The organism is Rhizobium sp. ERR 942 (assembly GCF_007828395.1).
GTDB classification, from domain to species: domain Bacteria; phylum Pseudomonadota; class Alphaproteobacteria; order Rhizobiales; family Rhizobiaceae; genus Rhizobium; species Rhizobium dioscoreae.
This window is the reverse complement of the sequence record NZ_VIUA01000003.1, coordinates 129,179-147,074: the sequence shown is the minus strand read 5'-3', so window position 1 is coordinate 147,074 and position 17,896 is coordinate 129,179. Positions and strand designations below refer to the sequence as shown.

The 17,896-nt window shown below is 59.6% G+C and carries 21 protein-coding genes; 11 read left to right on the top strand and 10 right to left on the bottom strand.

What is annotated here, in order from left to right; all coding sequences use genetic code 11:
* Positions 1-3: 3 nt before the first annotated feature.
* Positions 4-639: a LysE family translocator gene (locus FBZ97_RS13335; protein ID WP_145320732.1), complete on the bottom strand. Its 636-nt coding sequence runs from the start codon at positions 637-639 to the stop codon at positions 4-6.
* Positions 640-767: 128 nt separating this feature from the next.
* On the opposite strand from FBZ97_RS13335, the gene FBZ97_RS13330 reads away from it, so the two are divergent.
* Positions 768-1,469: a YafY family protein gene (locus tag FBZ97_RS13330; protein ID WP_145320734.1), complete on the top strand. Its 702-nt coding sequence runs from the start codon at positions 768-770 to the stop codon at positions 1,467-1,469.
* Positions 1,470-1,503: 34 nt separating this feature from the next.
* On the opposite strand, the gene FBZ97_RS13325 is transcribed toward FBZ97_RS13330, so the two are convergent.
* Complete coding sequence (locus FBZ97_RS13325) at positions 1,504-2,286, bottom strand: SDR family oxidoreductase (protein ID WP_145320736.1); 783 nt, start codon at positions 2,284-2,286, stop codon at positions 1,504-1,506.
* Between the two features lie 161 nt (positions 2,287-2,447).
* Between FBZ97_RS13325 and FBZ97_RS13320 the strand changes: the two genes are divergently transcribed.
* Positions 2,448-3,344, top strand: a complete 897-nt coding sequence (locus tag FBZ97_RS13320) for an AraC family transcriptional regulator (RefSeq protein WP_145320738.1) — start codon at positions 2,448-2,450, stop codon at positions 3,342-3,344.
* 30 nt (positions 3,345-3,374) lie between these two features.
* Here FBZ97_RS13320 and FBZ97_RS13315 read toward each other — a convergent pair whose 3' ends face one another.
* The 3 genes from FBZ97_RS13315 to FBZ97_RS13305 form a co-directional block, all read right to left on the bottom strand.
* Entirely contained in the window at positions 3,375-3,833 is a 459-nt protein-coding gene (locus FBZ97_RS13315; protein ID WP_246661763.1) for an anthrone oxygenase family protein, read from the bottom strand.
* Between the two features lie 130 nt (positions 3,834-3,963).
* Positions 3,964-4,812 carry a metallophosphoesterase gene (locus tag FBZ97_RS13310; protein ID WP_145320742.1) on the bottom strand — a complete coding sequence of 283 codons (849 nt, stop codon included), beginning with the start codon at positions 4,810-4,812 and terminating at the stop codon, positions 3,964-3,966.
* A gap of 125 nt (positions 4,813-4,937) precedes the next feature.
* Positions 4,938-5,540 (bottom strand): superoxide dismutase, encoded by a 603-nt coding sequence (locus FBZ97_RS13305; RefSeq protein ID WP_015339177.1) that lies wholly within the window; start codon positions 5,538-5,540, stop codon positions 4,938-4,940.
* Positions 5,541-5,805: 265 nt separating this feature from the next.
* Between FBZ97_RS13305 and FBZ97_RS13300 the strand changes: the two genes are divergently transcribed.
* A complete protein-coding gene (locus FBZ97_RS13300) occupies positions 5,806-6,462 on the top strand; it encodes an aspartate/glutamate racemase family protein (protein ID WP_246661762.1) in 657 nt (218 codons plus the stop codon).
* Between the two features lie 4 nt (positions 6,463-6,466).
* On the opposite strand, the gene FBZ97_RS13295 is transcribed toward FBZ97_RS13300, so the two are convergent.
* The gene (locus FBZ97_RS13295) at positions 6,467-6,811 is read right to left on the bottom strand and encodes a nuclear transport factor 2 family protein (protein ID WP_113330760.1); all 345 of its coding nucleotides are present in this window, start codon (positions 6,809-6,811) and stop codon (positions 6,467-6,469) included.
* A 179-nt stretch (positions 6,812-6,990) separates the two neighbouring features.
* Here FBZ97_RS13295 and FBZ97_RS13290 point away from each other — a divergent pair, with 179 nt between their 5' ends.
* The 4 genes from FBZ97_RS13290 to FBZ97_RS13275 all read left to right on the top strand — a co-directional run bounded on the left by FBZ97_RS13290 (position 6,991) and on the right by FBZ97_RS13275 (position 10,490).
* Positions 6,991-7,806, top strand: a complete 816-nt coding sequence (locus FBZ97_RS13290; protein ID WP_145320974.1) for a helix-turn-helix domain-containing protein — start codon at positions 6,991-6,993, stop codon at positions 7,804-7,806.
* Positions 7,807-7,911: 105 nt separating this feature from the next.
* Complete coding sequence (locus FBZ97_RS13285; RefSeq protein ID WP_145320744.1) at positions 7,912-8,598, top strand: YbhB/YbcL family Raf kinase inhibitor-like protein; 687 nt, start codon at positions 7,912-7,914, stop codon at positions 8,596-8,598.
* Positions 8,595-9,824, top strand: a complete 1,230-nt coding sequence (locus FBZ97_RS13280; RefSeq protein WP_145320746.1) for an MFS transporter — start codon at positions 8,595-8,597, stop codon at positions 9,822-9,824. The genes FBZ97_RS13285 and FBZ97_RS13280 overlap by 4 nt, the downstream gene beginning before the upstream one ends.
* A gap of 126 nt (positions 9,825-9,950) precedes the next feature.
* Positions 9,951-10,490 (top strand): GNAT family N-acetyltransferase, encoded by a 540-nt coding sequence (locus tag FBZ97_RS13275; protein ID WP_145320748.1) that lies wholly within the window; start codon positions 9,951-9,953, stop codon positions 10,488-10,490.
* A 14-nt stretch (positions 10,491-10,504) separates the two neighbouring features.
* Here FBZ97_RS13275 and FBZ97_RS13270 read toward each other — a convergent pair whose 3' ends face one another.
* On the bottom strand, positions 10,505-11,116 hold the full coding sequence (locus FBZ97_RS13270; protein ID WP_145320750.1) for a TetR/AcrR family transcriptional regulator: 612 nt from the start codon (positions 11,114-11,116) through the stop codon (positions 10,505-10,507).
* Positions 11,117-11,232: 116 nt separating this feature from the next.
* Between FBZ97_RS13270 and FBZ97_RS13265 the strand changes: the two genes are divergently transcribed.
* Positions 11,233-11,916, top strand: a complete 684-nt coding sequence (locus FBZ97_RS13265) for a glutathione S-transferase N-terminal domain-containing protein (RefSeq protein ID WP_145320752.1) — start codon at positions 11,233-11,235, stop codon at positions 11,914-11,916.
* 43 nt (positions 11,917-11,959) lie between these two features.
* On the opposite strand, the gene FBZ97_RS13260 is transcribed toward FBZ97_RS13265, so the two are convergent.
* A complete protein-coding gene (locus tag FBZ97_RS13260; RefSeq protein ID WP_145320754.1) occupies positions 11,960-12,847 on the bottom strand; it encodes a branched-chain amino acid aminotransferase in 888 nt (295 codons plus the stop codon).
* Between the two features lie 308 nt (positions 12,848-13,155).
* Between FBZ97_RS13260 and FBZ97_RS13250 the strand changes: the two genes are divergently transcribed.
* The 3 genes from FBZ97_RS13250 to zwf all read left to right on the top strand — a co-directional run bounded on the left by FBZ97_RS13250 (position 13,156) and on the right by zwf (position 16,717).
* On the top strand, positions 13,156-14,196 hold the full coding sequence (locus FBZ97_RS13250; RefSeq protein WP_145320756.1) for a zinc-dependent alcohol dehydrogenase family protein: 1,041 nt from the start codon (positions 13,156-13,158) through the stop codon (positions 14,194-14,196).
* 57 nt (positions 14,197-14,253) lie between these two features.
* Complete coding sequence (tam, locus tag FBZ97_RS13245) at positions 14,254-15,024, top strand: trans-aconitate 2-methyltransferase (protein WP_145320758.1); 771 nt, start codon at positions 14,254-14,256, stop codon at positions 15,022-15,024.
* 172 nt (positions 15,025-15,196) lie between these two features.
* A complete protein-coding gene (zwf, locus tag FBZ97_RS13240) occupies positions 15,197-16,717 on the top strand; it encodes a glucose-6-phosphate dehydrogenase (protein WP_145320760.1) in 1,521 nt (506 codons plus the stop codon).
* 51 nt (positions 16,718-16,768) lie between these two features.
* Here zwf and FBZ97_RS13235 read toward each other — a convergent pair whose 3' ends face one another.
* Together FBZ97_RS13235 and FBZ97_RS13230 are read right to left on the bottom strand one after the other, a co-directional pair.
* Positions 16,769-17,095: a hypothetical protein gene (locus FBZ97_RS13235; protein WP_246661097.1), complete on the bottom strand. Its 327-nt coding sequence runs from the start codon at positions 17,093-17,095 to the stop codon at positions 16,769-16,771.
* 316 nt (positions 17,096-17,411) lie between these two features.
* A complete protein-coding gene (locus FBZ97_RS13230) occupies positions 17,412-17,807 on the bottom strand; it encodes a hypothetical protein (protein WP_015339165.1) in 396 nt (131 codons plus the stop codon).
* Positions 17,808-17,896 lie beyond the last annotated feature (89 nt).

Sequence of the window (17,896 nt, the reverse complement as noted above, 5' to 3'; positions counted from 1 at the left end):
CTCTCACGCCAGTTTCAGGCCCTCCCAGACGGTAAATGCCGATACCGCGACCAGAAGCAGCCCTGCAGCGCGGCCCGCAACGGCGGTCGCCCTGGGATTGGCGACCAGCAGCTCGCGGCTGCGCCCGGCGGTGATGGCAAGTCCGCCATAGATGGCAAATTGCGTCGCGATGGTCATGGCTCCCATGACGACGGCCTGTATCCACATCGGCCCGTAATCCGGCTTTAGGAATTGCGGATAGACGGCGAAGATGAAGAGATAGGCCTTGGGATTTATGAGGCAAGTCACCGCTCCCTGCCGGAAGGCTTTCCAGGCGGAGCGGCTGCCGGCCGGCCCTTCATTGCCCACGGTGATGGAGCTGCGCATCAGCGTGTAGCCGATGAAGGCCATATAGGCGCCTCCGGCGATCAGCAGCGGATTGAAGAGAACCGGCACGAAATGCATCAGCAGGCCGATGCCGACGGCGCCGTTCAGCGAGTGCACCGCACCGCCGAGCATAATGCCGCCTGTCGCGGCGAGGCCGCGATTGCTGCCGCCGGTCAGGGAATTGGCGAGCACGAACAGCATGTCCATACCCGGTACGATGATGATGCCCAAGAGAAGGATGAAGAAGAGCCAGAGATTTTCTGCGTAACCCATGTCAGTTGCCTATCGCCCTCTCCAGAGAGACAGGAGAGGAAATGGTTGATTTTCAAGTCAATAGGCAGTCTTATAAAATGAACCAACTGACGGGGTGTTGTCAGTAGCCTTCTTCTTTGGGGCAAGAAATGCGCAAGGCATCGCGCCTGTTCGAGATCATCCAGATCCTGCGGCTGGCCAAGCGGCCGGTGACAGGGGCCGATATCGCCGCCCGGCTGGAGGTGACGGTCCGCTCGGTCTATCGCGATATCGCGGCACTTCAGGCGATGCGGGTGCCGATCGAGGGCGAGCGAGGCATCGGCTATATCCTGCGGCCCGGCTTCGACCTGCCGCCGCTGATGTTTTCGATCGAGGAAATGGAAGCGATCGTGCTGTCGCTGGCGCTTTTGGAGCGCACCGGTGATGCCGAGCTGAAGCAGGCAGCCAAGCGCGTCACCGCGAAAATTGCCGGCGCCGTGCCACCGCCGCTGCGCCAGACGCTCGACGCCAATGCGCTGCATGCCTGGGGCTTTGCCGCACCTTCCGCCTCGGCGATCGATCTCTCGCTGGTGCGCCGCGCCATTCGCGACGAGGAAAAGCTGGATCTTGCCTATCGCGACGAGTTGGGCCGCGCCACGGAACGCATCATCCGGCCGATCGCCCTCATCTATTATTCGGAGACCGCCAACATCGTCGCCTGGTGCGAACTGCGCCAGGCCATCCGCAACTTCCGTAGCGATCGGATCGAAGGCTGCGAGGCGACGGGATTGTGGTTCAAGGGCGAAGGTGATGGTTTGAGGCAAATCTGGGTGAACGGCTGGCAGATAAACACCCCAACCGCTGCCGGCTGAGGTGCTGCAGATCCCACAGATCTAACGTTGCGAATTAGAGGACCATGCCACCCGAGGCTTCGATACGCTGCCCGTTGACCCAGCGATTGTCGTCCGACAGCAGCGAGGCGATCATCGGGCCGATATCGTCAGGCAGGCCTGCGCGGCCGAGTGCTGTCATGGAAGCGACCATCCTGTTGACCTCGGGATTGTCGCGGACCATGCCGCCGCTGAAATCGGTCTGGATCGCGCCCGGCGCCACCGTGTTGACCGTGATGCCGCGCGGGCCGAGCTCCTTGGCAAAATAGCGCGTCAGTACCTCGACCGCACCCTTCATCGCCGCATAGGCCGACGAGCCCGGATAGCTGACACGAGCAAGGCCGGAGGAAATATTGACGATACGGCCGCCGTCGTTGATGTGCGACAGCAGCTTCTGCGTCAGGAAGAAGACGCCCTTGAGATGGATGTTGTAGAGCTTGTCGAACTCGGCTTCCGTCGTTTCAGCGATGGAGGCGTGATAGGAGGTACCGGCATTATTGACGAGGAAATCGAAACGATCGCGACCCCAACGCTGCTGCAGCACGCGGCCAACTTCGGCAACGAAAGCGTCGAAGGATGCAACGTCGCCGGTGTCGAGCTGTAAGGCTACAACCTTTTGACCAAGCGCTTCGATCTCGGCAACGGCGCTATCGGCTTCTGCCTTATTTGCGTTATAGGTCAGGATGCTATCGACACCGCGCTGGGCAAGATGAATGGCGCTGTTGCGGCCGAGGCCACGGCTGCCGCCGGTAATGATCGCAACCTTTGTCTTTGATTTATCGGAATTTTCAGTCGTCATTGCCGTTCTCCAGGGAATGTTTGGTGACCGGAATCTACGCCTGCGGAACCATTTCCCTGAATGCCGGAACTCGCGAATTTCTTGCCTATTCCTCCAACTGCCTTGTTCGCTGTTGCCCCGCTGCTATGATGCCGCAGTGGCACTTGCCCCGGAGACCACCAATGTCCTCAGCCCTTAAAGATGCGATCACACAATTTATCGAAGCCAATGACGGCGGCGACAATGGCGTCTTTCCCACGGGCATCGATGGCCTACTGATCATGCGCTCGACCGAGCCGAAAATGCCGCATGCGATGATCTACCGACCGGCGCTCTGCGTCATTCTGCAGGGCGCGAAGCAATTGATGCTGAATGACAGAGTGATCGATTATGCCGAGATGCAGGCGCTCATCATCAGCATCGAGCTGCCTGCAGCCGGTAGAGTGGTCCAGGCGAGTGTCGAAAAACCCTATATGGCCATCTCCCTGGAATTCGATGTGGGCATGATGCGTGAGGTGATGGAACAGCTCGACAAGCCGCCGAAACCAGCAGGCGGCGCGCAGCTTGGTATCTTCGTCGAGAATCTCGGCGATGAGCTTGCCGATTGCCTGGTACGATTGACCCGATTGCTGTCGAACCCCGGTGCCATTCCGGTGCTCTATCCGGCGATCATGCGCGAAATCTGCTTCTGGCTGCTCACCGGCCCGAATGGCGGCGAGGTCTGCAAGCTGGTGCTGCCCGATGGCCAGACGCGACGCATCGCCGACGCCATCCGCCTGTTGCGCGATAACTTTGCAGAACCGATACGCATCGAGCAGCTTGCCGCTGTCGCACGCATGAGCTCCTCCTCCTTCCACCAGCATTTCAAGACGCTGACCTCGATGACGCCGCTGCAATATCAGAAGCAGATGCGGCTTCTCGAAGCCCGCCGCCTGATGGTCGCCGGCCACGCCAATGTGGAGAGTGCTGCCTATCGCGTCGGCTACGAAAGTGCCTCGCAGTTCAGCCGCGAATATACCCGCATGTTCGGCACGCCGCCGAAAAGGGACGTGACCGAGATGCGGATGGCGGCGGAATAATAACAGGTCAACTCTCGGTTTTGCGCGCCGCTAAAGAGCAATCGCGGTCACCAACAGAATAAAAGCCAGTAATCCCAAGACCGCTCGCGCGGCATGCGACCATTCCCAGAGATCACGCAGCATGGTCCAGTCCGCCTCGGCATCAGCCTCGATCCGTTGACCGCCGACTGGAACGTGGGAAAAGAAGCCTGCGCCCAACCCTTTCAGTTCGGCATCCTTGAGCCAGAAATTGTTTACGGGCTGTATCAGCAACCAAAAGACTGCATGCATGGCAGCCATGGCAGCAAAAGCCGCGGCAAACAGCCAGAACGCGATGATGTTGGCTGGCGTCAGGAACAGGAGAAGCAGAAGCAAAAGAGTGCCGATCGGCTCGGCAACGCCGCCGATCGTGAATCCGGGATAATAAATTCGCTGAACCGTCATATAGTCTTGTTTCGACAGTCGCATTTTACCCGGCAGCTCCAGCAGATGTGCAAGCGCCAGTGCCATGGCAACCGCCACGACCATGATTGTCAGAATTTGCAATACCGGAAACATCGGCTCCGCCTCACAGCAGCCTCGGTTCCTAAACTTTCAACGTTGCGGATCGTTCCCCCTGTCAAATCATCCAAGGGATTCATCAAGCGCCCGACAGCGCCAGCACCCGGCTATCCTCGCGTCCGAAGCCTATAACCTCCAGCCGATCATTGTAGACGGCGACGATCGCATAGGCGCTCGTATCTTCGGTATCGACCATGCCCTTGAAGTTGACGAAGTATGTGCCACCCGACACTCCGAAGTTGCCGGCGTGATTGTGGCCATTGAGGTAGGCGACGACATGCTCGTGCTCCGCCAGAAGCGACAGCAAGCGGTCGCTGTTCAGGGCGTTATGGGCATTATCCGGGAAGATCGGATAGTGGTTCATGACTATGACCTTCTCGCCCGCCGCCTTTGCTTCCCTGAGCTTTGCAGCAAGCCAGTCATATTGTGTGTCGCCTATCGCTCCGTTCCATCGCTGGCCATTGAGCGCGCCGGTGCTCTCCAGCACCCGCATCATTTCCTTTGCCTCCTGCCGTCGAGGATCGCCTTCCGGCGGGGCAAAGACGCTGATTTCATTGCCGTCGAGCGCGATGAAGCGATAGCCGGAATGGCCGAAATCATAATAGGCCGACGGCATGCCCACGCGTGCCGGCACCGTGCCGAGATGTTCCGATGCCACGGCGAAATCGTGATTGCCGAGGAGGAAGTGCTTGGGATGACGCAAGGCTTCGTAGACAAGCAGAATGGCCTCGAAGCTCTTCCATTCGCGATCGATGATATCGCCGAGAGTCACCACGAAGGCGATATCATGCCGATTGAACTCCTCAATGGCCTCCCGAAGCTTGTCGAGGCTCTTCGCCGGATAGCGATTGAGGGTGAGATTGGGCGCGAGATCGGCATATTGCGGATCGGCGATGACACCGAAGCGGAAAAGCGGCGCTGATGGCATTCAGCCTCCTGTGGCGATCTCCTGAGCCGTCATGCGGCACACAGATATATCAACAAGGCTGCTCATAAGAAAACACCCGACGCCAGGAAGACGCCGGGTGCGAAAGCCAGCCTATGCGGCGAACCTTACTTCGTAGCGGCTTCGTAGCGCTCCAGGACGTAGTCCCAGTTGATCAGGCTGTCGATGAAGGCTTCGAGGTACTTCGGACGCAGGTTGCGGTAATCGATGTAGTAGGAGTGCTCCCAAACGTCGACGCCGAGGATCGGGTCGGCGCCGTGGACGAGCGGGTTTTCGCCGTTCGGGGTCTTGGAGATTTCGAGCTTGCCGTTCTTGACGGAAACCCATGCCCAGCCGGAGCCGAACTGAGTGGCGCCGGCAGCGGCAAAATCGGCCTTGAACTTGTCGTAGCCGCCGAGATCGGAGGCAAAAGCCGCTTCGAGCTTGCCCGGCAGCTTGTTGCCGCCGCCGCCCTTCTTCATCCACTTCCAGAAATGGATGTGGTTGTAGTGCTGGGCTGCATTGTTGAAGAGGCCTGCATTGGTGCCGAAGGACTTCTTCACGATTTCCTCGAGCGACAGATCGGCAAGACCTGCTTCCGCGGCGAGCTTGTTGCCATTGTCGACATAAGCCTTGTGGTGCTTGTCGTGGTGATACTCAAGGGTTTCACGCGACATGAAGGGCGAAAGGGCGTCGTAATCATATGGAAGTTCAGGCAATTCGAAAGCCATGGTCATATCTCCTCTTGGCAAAAAATTGCGTCGGCAGGTGAACCGGAACATAGGAGCGGTCGCCTGGAAGGGCAACCGGCGACATGCCAAAAAAGTTGCACTCGGGAGTAAAAATTGCCCTATTTTTGAATTAGATATAGCATAGACTTAGAAATGAACCTTGCTGTATATGATGATGCCCGAATACGGGCCGAACTGCTGCACCGAAATGTCGACAAGGCAGGTTGCCGAGGCTAGGTTTGCGGATCTCATTCGGTGATGAGGAATGTCGGTGACGATCGCCTGTTTGCACACAGCCGAAAGCAACATCGCCGTCTATGAAACGGCAGCGAAGGCACTTGGATTGCCCGAGGGGATGCTGCGTCATCACGTCCGCGCGGATCTTCTACTTGCCGCCGAAAAAGCGGGGCGCCTGACGGATGAGATCTCTGCCGAAACGGCGGCCCTCCTCTGGCATCTGGCAGAGGATGCCGATGCCGTCGTGCTCAATTGCTCGACACTCGGTCCGGCAGCATTGAAGGTCGCTGCCGGTGCCGAGGCACCGATCATCCGGGCTGATGGAATGCTGGCAGAGCAAGCGGTCAAGGCAGGCGGCAAGGTTATCGTGCTGTGCACCGTCGAAACGACTATCGCCCCGACAACTGCGCTTTTCGAAGCAGCGGCTAAGGCGACGGGTGCTGAAATCGAGGTCCGGCTGGTGCCGGGTGCATGGGCGCACTTCCGCGAGGGGGATCTCCGGGCCTATCTCACCTCGATTGCCGAGGCGGTGAAAGCGGTCAGCGGCGAAGGCGCTGTCACGATCGCTTTCGCTCAAGCCTCGATGACCGATGCTGTTCATCTTCTTCCGGCAAACTGCCCGCAACCTATGACCGGTCCGGCGGCCGCACTTGCCGCGGCAATGGCGAAGACCACGGATAGCTGAAGCGTTACAGGTTGCGCCCGAAATAGACGTTGACCTCAGCAATGCGGTCGCCGGCAAAGCGGATGAGCTCCACATTGCGAAAGCTGGCACCATCCATCTTCTCGGCGCGATAGCCGACGATCACATCGTCACCATCCGCGACCAGATGTTCGATATGAATGTCGCGGAACACCTTCTCCTTCGGCCAGCAGTGCGCGAAATAGCGTTTTCGGTCGATGTGATCGTCGCGCGGGCTGGAAAAGGTGAAATCCTGGGTCAGCATCGGGTCGACGATATCCGGATGCTGAGCGACATAGGCTGCAAACAGCCGTTTGACCGTATCGCAACGGGCATTTTCGAGAGAGTTCATAATCTGCTTCCTCCTTTGCATCAGCGCAGTTTTTGATCCGCCAACCATGAACTGATTGCGTAACGCAATCAGTTTTATAATATCAGTCGGGCGAACCGACAAGGCGCTTTGCAGACTTGGCATTGCCGCCTGTGTGGTCCAAACTCCGCGGCACCCCCAATCAGCAGAAAGCCATCGCAGTGTCCGAGGCTCATCACTCCATGTTGGAAAAGCTGCGCCGCCTGGCGGCAAAGGACAATCGTCCGGCGGGCGAACCGACCGGCATCGGCAGCTATTCCACACTTTTCACCTTCGTCACGCGCGAACGCGAGCGCATTGCCGGCTCGGCCTTTTCACAGGTTTCAATCGTTGCCATCCTCGAAGGTTCCAAGGAAATCGTCAGCATGGGACGACAGCGGCATTTTGCGGCCGGTACGGTGCTCGTGCTGCCGGCGGGCTGGAGCGGCGATGTCGTCAACGACCCGGATCCGCAGACCGGGGTCTATCGGGCAATTTTCATCACCTTTCCCGAGGAATTGACACGCCGTGCAGCAAAAGCCTTTCCGCCTGCGCAGACCGCATCGCAGATAGACTTGCCGCTCGATCCGCTGCTGGCTGCCGCAATCAACCATGCCGGCGAAGGCATCGCCGGCGGCAATATGCCGATCTCTTTGATCGAGCACAGGCTTCTCGAAATCCTCATGGTGCTCGGCATGCGCGGTGCCCTGCCCGGTTCGCCGGAGACTACAGCCGAGGCGGTGCGGGCGCTGGTGCGCTGGCAGCCGGATCGAGCCTGGACAGCCGATCTCATCGCCGCAGAGCTCGGCACCAGCAACGCCACGCTGCGTCGCCGCCTGTCGCGCGAGGGCGCTTCCCTGCGAGAGGTGCTGGCAAGCGAGCGCGTGGCGCTGGCCACGACCCTTCTCGCCGAGGACGGGCTGTCGCTGCGGGAAGCCGCGCTTGCGACAGGCTATCGCTCGCCCCGACGCTTTGCCGATCGACTTCGCAGCGCGTGAGCGTTTGCGACAGCATTTTGAGCGTTTGCGTGCGCCGACGCTCGGCACAGATTTGTTAGACCTGCCCTCGAAGCTCACGGGAGCGAACCGCGAAAGGGCAACATCATGAAAATCATGCTCAAAGTTCTGAACACCATCGTCATCGCAGCAGTTGTCGCCACCCCGGCCCTATCGGCCGATCTCAAGGTGACGTTTCCAAAGAGCAATGACCGGATGCTGCTGCCGCAAAACGCCTCCTGCATTTCGACATCTTCAGACAAGTCGGCACCCGGCCCCAACAAGAGCCTTGCCGTTTCCTGGTCGAAAGGGCCGAAGGGCACGCGTTCCTATGCGCTGACGATGGTCGACCCTGACGTACCCACCGATTTTTCGCTGTTCAACAAGGCGGACAAGACCATTCCGAATGATTTCAATCGGATGGAATTCGTTCACTGGGTCCTGGCCGATATTCCCGCATCGCGCACCAGCCTTGCCGAAGGCGCGGACGGAAACGGCCCTTCAGCCAATGGCCTGCCGCTCGAACGCACGGCCTATGGACGCCGCGGCCAGAATGGTGCCGGCGGCGGCAATTTGAAGGATGGGCCGCATGGCGGTTATATGGGCGCCTGCCCACCCTGGAATGACGCCCGCATTCACAGCTATCACGTCACCGTCTATGCGCTCGATGTCGACCGACTGAACCTGCCGGATCTCTTCACCCGCGCCGATCTGCTTGCCGCCGCGAAAGGCCATATCCTGGCATCGGGCAGCAAGGAACTGTTTTACACATTGAATGCAAAGGCCGAGAAATGACCGAGACGAGATGGGATGCAGCAGCACCGGCCGAGCCGGAAACCGCCCATTGGATGCGGAACCTGATCATCTGCCTCGTAGGCTCGTTCACGACGATCGTGGCGATGACGCTGCTGCTCCCCTTCCTGCCGCTTTATGTCGAGGAACTCGGCGTCAGCGACAAAGCCGCGATCGTGCAATGGTCCGGTATCGCCTATGGCGCCACCTTCTTTGCCGCCGCCTTCGTCGCGCCGCTCTGGGGACGGCTGGGCGATATATACGGCCGCAAGCTGATGCTGATCCGCGCCAGTCTTGGCATGACGGTCGCCATCTCGCTGATGGGCATGGCCGGCAATGTCTGGCAGCTGGTGGCGCTGCGCCTCTTCACCGGCCTTGCCGGTGGCTATGCCTCGGGTTCGATGGTGCTGGTGGCAGCGCAAACGCCGAAGCATCGCTCCGCCTGGGCGTTGGGCACGCTGTCGGCGGGCATCATGGCCGGCAATCTCGTCGGACCACTGATCGGCGGCGCGCTGCCGCCCGTTATCGGCATCCGCGGCACCTTCCTGCTGGCCGGCGGCGTGATCTTCCTGACCTTCCTGGCGACGACCTTCCTGATCAAGGAGGAGAAGTCCACGGCACGGAAGAAGGCTGCGGAGGCCACCGGCAGCTGGGCCTCCATTCCGGACAAACGCCCCGTCATCGCCATGCTGTCGCTCGGCCTCTTGCTGATGCTCGCCAATATGTCGATCGAGCCGATCATCACAGTCTATGTCGCGCAGTTCGTAACGGACGCCAATGTGACGATGGTCTCGGGCGTCGTCATGGCGGCTGCGGCGCTCGGCAGCATCCTGTCGTCGTCATGGCTCGGCAAGCTCGCCGACCGCATCGGCTACTGGAGCGTCATCATGGCGGCCCTTGCTGTCGCGGCGCTGCTGTTGATACCGCAGGCTTTCGTGAGCTCGGCCTGGCAGTTGATCGGCCTGCGTTTCCTGATGGGCGTGGCGCTCGGCGGCCTTCTGCCCTGCATCACCGCCGTTATCCGGCATAACGTTCCCGATGCGGCGACGGGCAGCATTCTCGGCCTCTCCATCTCCTCGCAATATGTCGGTCAGGTAGCAGGCCCGGTTCTGGGCGGCTTCGTCGGCGGCCATATCGGCATGCGCGCCGTGTTCCTCGGAACCTGCGTGCTGCTCGCGCTTGGAGCTATCTATTGCTGGTGGGTCAGCCCGAAGAAGGAGGCGGAATAACTCCGCTGTCATCGCCTTCACTAGGATCAGAATCGCGGCCTGATTGCCACGATTCTACCGAGGTCATGTTGAGCTGAACTGCGCTTTTGATATTCTCTCACCATTGGCAGTTGTGGGGATATCTCTATGGCGCTTCCAAGCTTCGAAACCGAGCGACTGATCCTTCTGCCTCGCACGATCGCCGACCTTGACGATTGCATCGCCATGGATCGCGACCCGGAGGTGACGCGCTTCATTCCCGGCCTGTGGCAGGACGAGGATGCGCACCGAACCTTCGTAAAAGGCCGGATCGAGGCGGATTTCGGTGATGGTCTCGGATATTGGTCAATCCGCGCCAAAGAAAGGCCTAAGCAATTCCTCGGCTGGATATTGCTGATACCCGCCGACGCCGTCGGGCCTGATATCGAGATCGGATGGCGGCTGAACAGGCGTGCCTGGGGCAAGGGTTACGCGACCGAGGCGGCAAGGCCGGTTCTCGCCCATGCCTTCCAGACGCTTGAACTCGATCGCGTGATTGCCGATATCGCCCCTGGGAATGCGGCATCTATCCGCGTCGCGCAAAAGCTCGGCCTCTCGCAGCCGCGCAAGACCACCTATCACGATGAGCCCTTTGCCTCCTACAGCATGACGAGAGCCACCTTCGAGGCTGAGCTGACGAGGCAGTGAACCCATGCCTCGCGTCAGGGCCGGCCGCAGATAAAATCGACGCCAGAACGTGCGATCGCCTCCAGCGTTTCGCGCGTATCGCCTGCACGCGCTCGAACGGCAAGCGAATGCATGACGGCGGATGCGAGCTTTGCGAGCGTTGCAGCATCCGTGTTATTAGGGAGTTCGCCCCGCTCAACCGCAAGCTCCATGCGTTCCTTGATCGCGTCGTCGAATTCATTCAAGCTGCGGCGCAATACCTCCCGTACTCGATCATGCTGAATAGCCTCTGCCGTGGCCGTGCTGATCAGGAAGCAGCCACGCGCCGCGGTCTCGCCATGCAGGTATATTTTCAGAGCCTCGGCATAGATGCGCGCGAGATTCTCCTGCAGCGTGAGGACCGGGTTGAGCGCCTCAGACAATATATCGAGACTGTCCTCGCGATAACCTTCCAAGGTGTCAAGATAGAGGTCCTCCTTGTCCCCGAATGCTCCGTAGAGGCTCGGCCGATTGAGTTTCGTGGCGGCACTCAAATTATCCAATGAGGCCGCCGAGAATCCTCTGTCCCAGAAAACCTCCCGTGCCTGCCCAATGACAGCTTTCGCGTCAAAAGCGCGTGGACGGCCCTGCTTCTTCTCGCTCTTCATATTTTATACTACTTCGCACAAAAATCTTGACCGGATGCATTTTATGCGAAATGGTACAAATATTCAATGGATGCCGACGCCATACCTCGCGCCTGCATCGAAAAGGAGAGAGACCCATGAAACTCTACATGCACGCCGCCGCTTGCTCTTTGTCGCCGCACATCGTTTGTCGGGAGTTGGGGCTGGATGTTGAACTGGTCGAAGTTGATCGAAAGACTCATCGGACGAGTTCGGGCGAGGACTACTTTGCCATCAACGGGAATGGCTACGTGCCGGCATTGATGCTCGATGATGGGAGAGTGCTGACCGAAGGTCCTGCCATTGTGCAATTCCTCGCGGAGTGTTCATCGGAGGGATCGCGCCTCCTGCCGGAAGCCGGAACCTATGCCAGAAGCCAAGTTCAATCCTATCTGAATTTCATCACCGCCGAACTTCACAAGCCAATGGCGATGCTCTTCAACGCCGCCTATGAAGGCGCTCATGCCGGCATCTATGAACTGGTATGCAAACGACTGGATTGGCTGAACAGCCGACTCTCTGGCCCCTATCTGACCGGTGACGACTTCACGGTCGCTGACGCCTATCTCTTCGTCTGCCTAAACTGGTCGCCGTGGATCAAGATCGACCTTGCAAGCAGGCCGGCGCTCCAGGAATTCATGGCTCGCGTCAGCGCAAGACCGAGCGTCCGCCACGCGCTCCACGCCGAAGACCTTGAGGCTTTCGAGACTGATGGCGTTTTCTTCGCGCCGCGATCCTACCTTGCTTCGGCAGGTCGTGTAGGAACACCCGTGCGGCCATGAACGGCCGCACTCTTCTGCATGCCCTTCTCCTTGCCAGAAGGGTTTATTCCTCGCTGGCGCTACGGCCGTGTGCCCAATCCATATAGAGGTCCAGCGCCTTGCGGGCGACCGGCCCCTCCTGAAATTCGCGGTCGTCCAGGCGGTTGACGCTGACGACCTTGGAATAGTTGCCGGTCGTGAAGATCTCATCGGCCGTCATGAACTGTTCGACGGACAGAGTTTCCTCGCGCACATCGAAGCCCTCCTGGCGTAGCAGGCTGATGACGCGGGCGCGGGTGATGCCAGCAAGGAAGGTGCGGTTGGCAACCGGCGTATAGACGATACCATCCTTGACCATGAAGACGTTGGACGATGCCGTTTCGACGACATTGCCGTTCATGTCGCGCACCAGCGCATTGTTGAAGCCGCGACCCCTCGCCTCCAGGATCATGCGGCCGCTATTCGGATAGAGCGAGCCGGCCTTGGCGTCGGTCATCGCCGTTTCAGGCGACGGGCGGCGGAAGGGCGAAACAGTCAGCGTGATGCCGCCGGTGCCGCCGAGCGGCGCCTCGAACAGGCAGAGGGCGAAGCGCGTCGATTCCGCATCGACGGCGACGACGCTGCCCGGCGAGCCGTGCTCACCCCAATACATCGGCTTGATGTAGATCGGCGTCTTGCCGTCGAATCTTTTGATGCCTTCCCAGGCGAGTGCTTCGATCTCCTGCGAGGTCTTGACCGGCTTCAGCCCCATGGCGACGGCTGAACGATTGATGCGCTGGCAATGGAGATCGAGGTCGGGTGCGATGCCATCGAACCAGCGCGCGCCGTCGAACACGGTCGAACCGAGCCACATGGCGTGCGAGGTCGGCCCGATCAGCGGCGGATTGCCGGAAAGCCATTCTCCTTCGACATAGGTCCAGGTGGCGGTGCGGGGTGACGTATCGACGGACATGGGGGTTTTCCTCTCCTAAAACAGTTCAGCTCACGGGATCTCTGAACCGCTCTATCTTTTTGTTTTCTCGCAATTCCGGGCGCAAAACGGCTTCGTACTTTTGCTGGAATTGCTCCGGGTGGCGGAGAGCAAATAACCGTGCAACCCAAGGGTCAAGCGGAAACTGCGCGGCAAAATCCATTTGCAACAAAGCGCTTGATATCGCATTCATAACGCAATTTTCATGCGTCGAAACAACAACTTGACGAATGGGTCCATCAGCAAAAGTGATGAACCATAGGGATCGTCAGGAGAGAGGGAGAACTCCCATGAAAGCGATGTATTACGAGGCCTTCGAGGCAACACCCGAAATCCGCACCCTGCCCGACCCGACACCCGGTGAAGATGGCGTGGTCATCGCCGTCGGCGCGACCGGCCTCTGCCGCAGCGACTGGCATGGCTGGATGGGTCATGATCCAGATATCAAGCTGCCGCACGTGCCGGGCCACGAGCTCGCCGGCAAGGTCGTGGCAACCGGGCGCGGCGTCGTCCGTTTCAAGGTCGGCGATCGCGTCACCGTTCCTTTTGTCTCCGGCTGTGGCCACTGCGCCGAGTGTCACTCCGGAAACCAGCAGGTCTGCCCCAGCCAATTCCAGCCAGGCTTCACCCATTGGGGTTCCTTTGCCGAATATGTCGCAATCGACTATGCCGACACCAATCTCGTGCACCTGCCAGAATCTGTCGATGACGCGACGGCGGCAAGCCTCGGCTGCCGTTTCGCCACCTCCTTCCGCGCCGTTGCCGATCAGGCCAAGACGCGCCCCGGCGAATGGATCGCCGTCCATGGTTGTGGCGGCGTCGGGCTGTCGGCGATCATGATCGCCAGCGCGCTCGGCGCCAATGCCATCGCCGTCGACATTTCCGACGAAAAGCTCGCCTTTGCCCGCGAATGCGGCGCGGTCGCGAGGATCAATGCGGCTGAGGTCGCGGATGTGGCGGAAGCGGTGCGCGAGATCACCAAGGGCGGCGCCCATGTCTCGATCGACGCGCTCGGCCACCCTGCCACCTGCTTCAACTCCATCAAGAACCTGCGACGGCGCGGCCGGCATGTGCAGGTCGGCCTCATGCTCGGTGACTATGCGACTCCGCAGATCCCGATGGCGCAGGTCATCGGCCATGAACTCGAGATCTACGGCAGCCACGGCATGCAGGCCTGGCGCTACGATGCCATGCTCGACATGCTCGCCGCCGGCAAGATCGCGCCGCAGAAGCTCATTGGCCGCAGGATCAGCCTGGAAGACGCCGTTCCGGCGCTGATGTCGCTTGATAAGGCCGAGGGCAAGGGCATCAGCGTCATTACACGGTTCTGATATATCCCGATGCTATGTGCGTCGGAGAAATGGCAAATCCAGGAAGAGGATACGCTTATGGCATGGTATGCCGGCCAATATGTGAAATTCGAGGATGAACGCACGCGTCCAGCGCGCGACCTGCTGGCGCAGGTGCCGCTGCAGCATGTCGAGCGAGCGATCGACCTCGGTTGCGGCCCGGGCAATTCGACCGAGCTGATCGTCGAGCGCTATGGTGTTGTCGGTGTCTCCGGCCTCGATAGCGACGACAATATGCTGGAGGCCGCTCGCAAGCGCCTGCTCGGCACGAGTTTCATCAAGGCCGATCTCGCCACATGGCGGCCGGAAGAACCCGTCGACCTGCTTTTTGCCAACGCCGTGTTTCAGTGGTTGCCCAATCATCTCGACATCCTGGACCACCTGATGGACGGGCTGAGGCCTGGCGGCGTGCTTGCCGTGCAAATGCCCGACAATCTCACCGAACAGAGCCATCTGATGATGGAGGAAACGGCCAAGAATGGTCCTTGGAGCGAGGCTTTTGCGAAAAAGAGCGTACGCCGCAATCCCCTGCCCGCGCCCTCGGTCTATTACAACAGGCTAATCGGCAAATCGGCCCGGGTCGATATCTGGCACACCAACTACAATCACGTGCTGGAGAATGCCGCCGCCATTGTCGAATGGGTGAAGGGCACGGGCTTGCGCCCCTATCTCGACCATGCCGACGCCGAGCATCGCGATGCCTTTGCCGCCGAATATCTGAAGCATATCGAGCAGGCCTATCCGCCGCTTGTCGACGGCAAGGTGCTATTGCGCTTTCCGCGGCTCTTCCTGGTCGCGGTGAAGAGATAGGATATTTATCAGCCGCGAAATGCCGACTGACGGCGGTGCGTCGATCCCATCGACAACCGGCATCGGCCCGCGCTAGAACACGACAAGCCAAAGCTGAAACAGCAATAGCTCCGAGGAGATAGTCGATGTCGTCCAGAAGCCCCGAATATGGCCGCCAGAAGGAGATGCGCGCATGACCACCCCCGACGTCGCACCGGCTCCGCCGCTGACATTCGTGATCTTCGGTGCTGCCGGCGACCTTACGCGGCGCCTGCTGATCCCGACGCTGATCAACATGATCCGCAGCGGGCTCGTCGGCGAAGACCTGCATATTCTCGGCATCGGCATCGAGACCGGCGGCGTCGACATGCTGCTGGATCGTCTGGAATCATTTCTGAAAACCTCCGGCGATATGGACGATCCGGAGCGGCAGGCCGCATGGCAGAGCCTACGCAAGCGCATTAGCTACATCTCTGGCGATTTCACCCAGAACGGCGTCTACAAGGAGATTTCGGATTATCTCTCGCACGCGCCGACCGCCAATGCAGCCTTCTATTTCGCCGTGCCGCCGCGCTTCTTCGGCGATATCGCCGAGAAACTCTCCGAAAACGGGCTGATGAACGAGGCGACCGGCGCCTTCCGCCGCATCGCGATCGAAAAGCCCTTCGGCCACGATCTTGCTTCGGCACAGGCTTTGAATGCGCGGCTGCTGAACCATGTGTCCGAAAGCCAGATCTATCGCATCGACCATTTCCTCGGTAAGGAAACGGTGCAGAACATCATGACGACGCGCTTCGCCAACATGATGATCGAGGCGCTGTGGAACAACAACTATATCGACCACGTGCAGATCACGGCGGCAGAGCTTGTGGATGTCGGCACGCGCGGTAAATTCTACGATGCGACCGGCGCGCTTCGCGACATGGTGCCGAACCATCTTTTCCAGCTGCTGGCGATGGTGGCGATGGAACCGCCGAACAGCTTCGATGCCGAATCCATCCGTAATGAAAAGGGCAAGGTGCTGAAAGCCCTGCGCGTCTATTCGCGGGAGGAGGCAATCAAGAACGGCGTGCGCGGCGCCTATACGGCCGGCCCGATTGCCGGTAGGGATCTGCCGGCCTTTACCCAGACACCCGATGTGGCCCCCGACAGCAACACCGAAACCTTCGTGGCACTGAAACTCCTAGTCGATACATGGCGCTGGGCGGGTGTGCCCTTCTACCTGCGCACGGGCAAGGCGATGAAGGCGCGCGATACGGAAGTGGTCATCACCTTTCGGCCGGTGCCCTTCGCGCAGTTCCCGCGCCACGAATCCCGCCCCGAGCTGCCGCCGAACAGGCTCATCATCCAGGTGCAGCCCGACGAAGGCCTCGATATGGAAATCTCGATCAAATCGCCGGGGCTGGTGCTGAAAACCGCGCCGGTTTCACTCGATTTCCGCTATGCCGACAGTTTCGACATCGGCAAGCAAACCGGCTACGAAAGCCTGTTCTACGAACTCTTCGTCGGCGACCAGACGCTCTTTCAGCGCGCCGACGGCATCGAAGCCGGCTGGGCGGCCGTTCAACCCTTCCTCGACCTCTGGGCAGAGGGCGGCAAACCCGATCCTTACGCCCCCGGCAGCACAGGCCCGGCCTGCGCCGACGAACTCATCGAACGCGACGGCCGTAAATGGCATGAGATCGATGGGACGCCGAAGGGCAGGAAGGTTTGAAGTTGAAAGGGCCGATGTCCATGGATATCGGCCTATACAGCCGCAACCTTATCAGTTCTTCGCCGTCGATTTTGAACAATCCACTGCGGCGATGGTGAAATTGTCCGAATTTTGAACCGTCTCTCTAAGGACGGCACAGCCAGTCGCCGCTTCCATTGCTTTCACGTTGCCAGCGTAGATGGTCGGATCAATAACAAGCAGCGATGCTCCGGTAGGATGATTCAGGCCCGCTTGCCAGGAGTTCTTGCTCGAAAGCGGCCTCACTGAATATTCAACGCCATCAATTTTGACCACTTTTGAGCCTGGGAAATAGCTTGAAACGCCACCTTGGCAACCAGCCAATCCAATAAGTGCAAATACTGCAAAAAACCGTTTCATCTTATACTTTTACCCCGAGAAGAACTTTGATATCGATTATAATGTGCGCGCATGAGTTGCAAGCCCGCTTCGGGTTGGCGACGTATATACATTTGAGCGAGCAATGCCCCAGCGACTATATTAGCTGGCAAATCGTCATGCCCTTACAGTCCATCGAATCTGCCTCCTCAAAAACGACGGCCCTCGCCCAAGGGCGAAGGCCGAGATCGAAGTAATCAATGCTTAAACTGCGGAACGTACCCATGAAGTCAACGGATGAAACCGATGGCTATCCGCCAGTCGGCTCTCTCGTCATCAGGAGAACGCTTCTTCAGCCTCAAATGAACTGGTGCAGGCCCGGGACGGAATTGACGACCTGGTCGACCACCTCGTCGCCGGCATGCTGGCGAGCGGTTGCAATCGTTTCCTTGGCGAGCGAGCCGATTTCGCCCATGCTGAGACCGCTGCTCATCAGCTGCTGGCCGAGTGCCATCAGGCCGCCGCCACCGCCGACTGCGCTAAGCAAACCGCCGAGGAGGCCGCCGCCACCCGTTTCCTCGCCGTTATATTGTGCAACGAGATCGGAGGCGCCGGGAATGGATTCGATCATCTTGGTGACGGGGCCATCCGGAGCTTCGCGCTGCAGGAAGCCGAGAATCATGCCGACGGCCTTTTCCGCGAGGTCGGGAGCGATGCCGGCTTTGGTCGCGATCTGATCAATAACTTCGTTCACTGTGGCCTCCTGCCTTTATAACGTTAACGTCAACGTAACTGAATGCGGCAACCGGCACAAGACGCCCCGGCGGCTATCATTCTACCAGA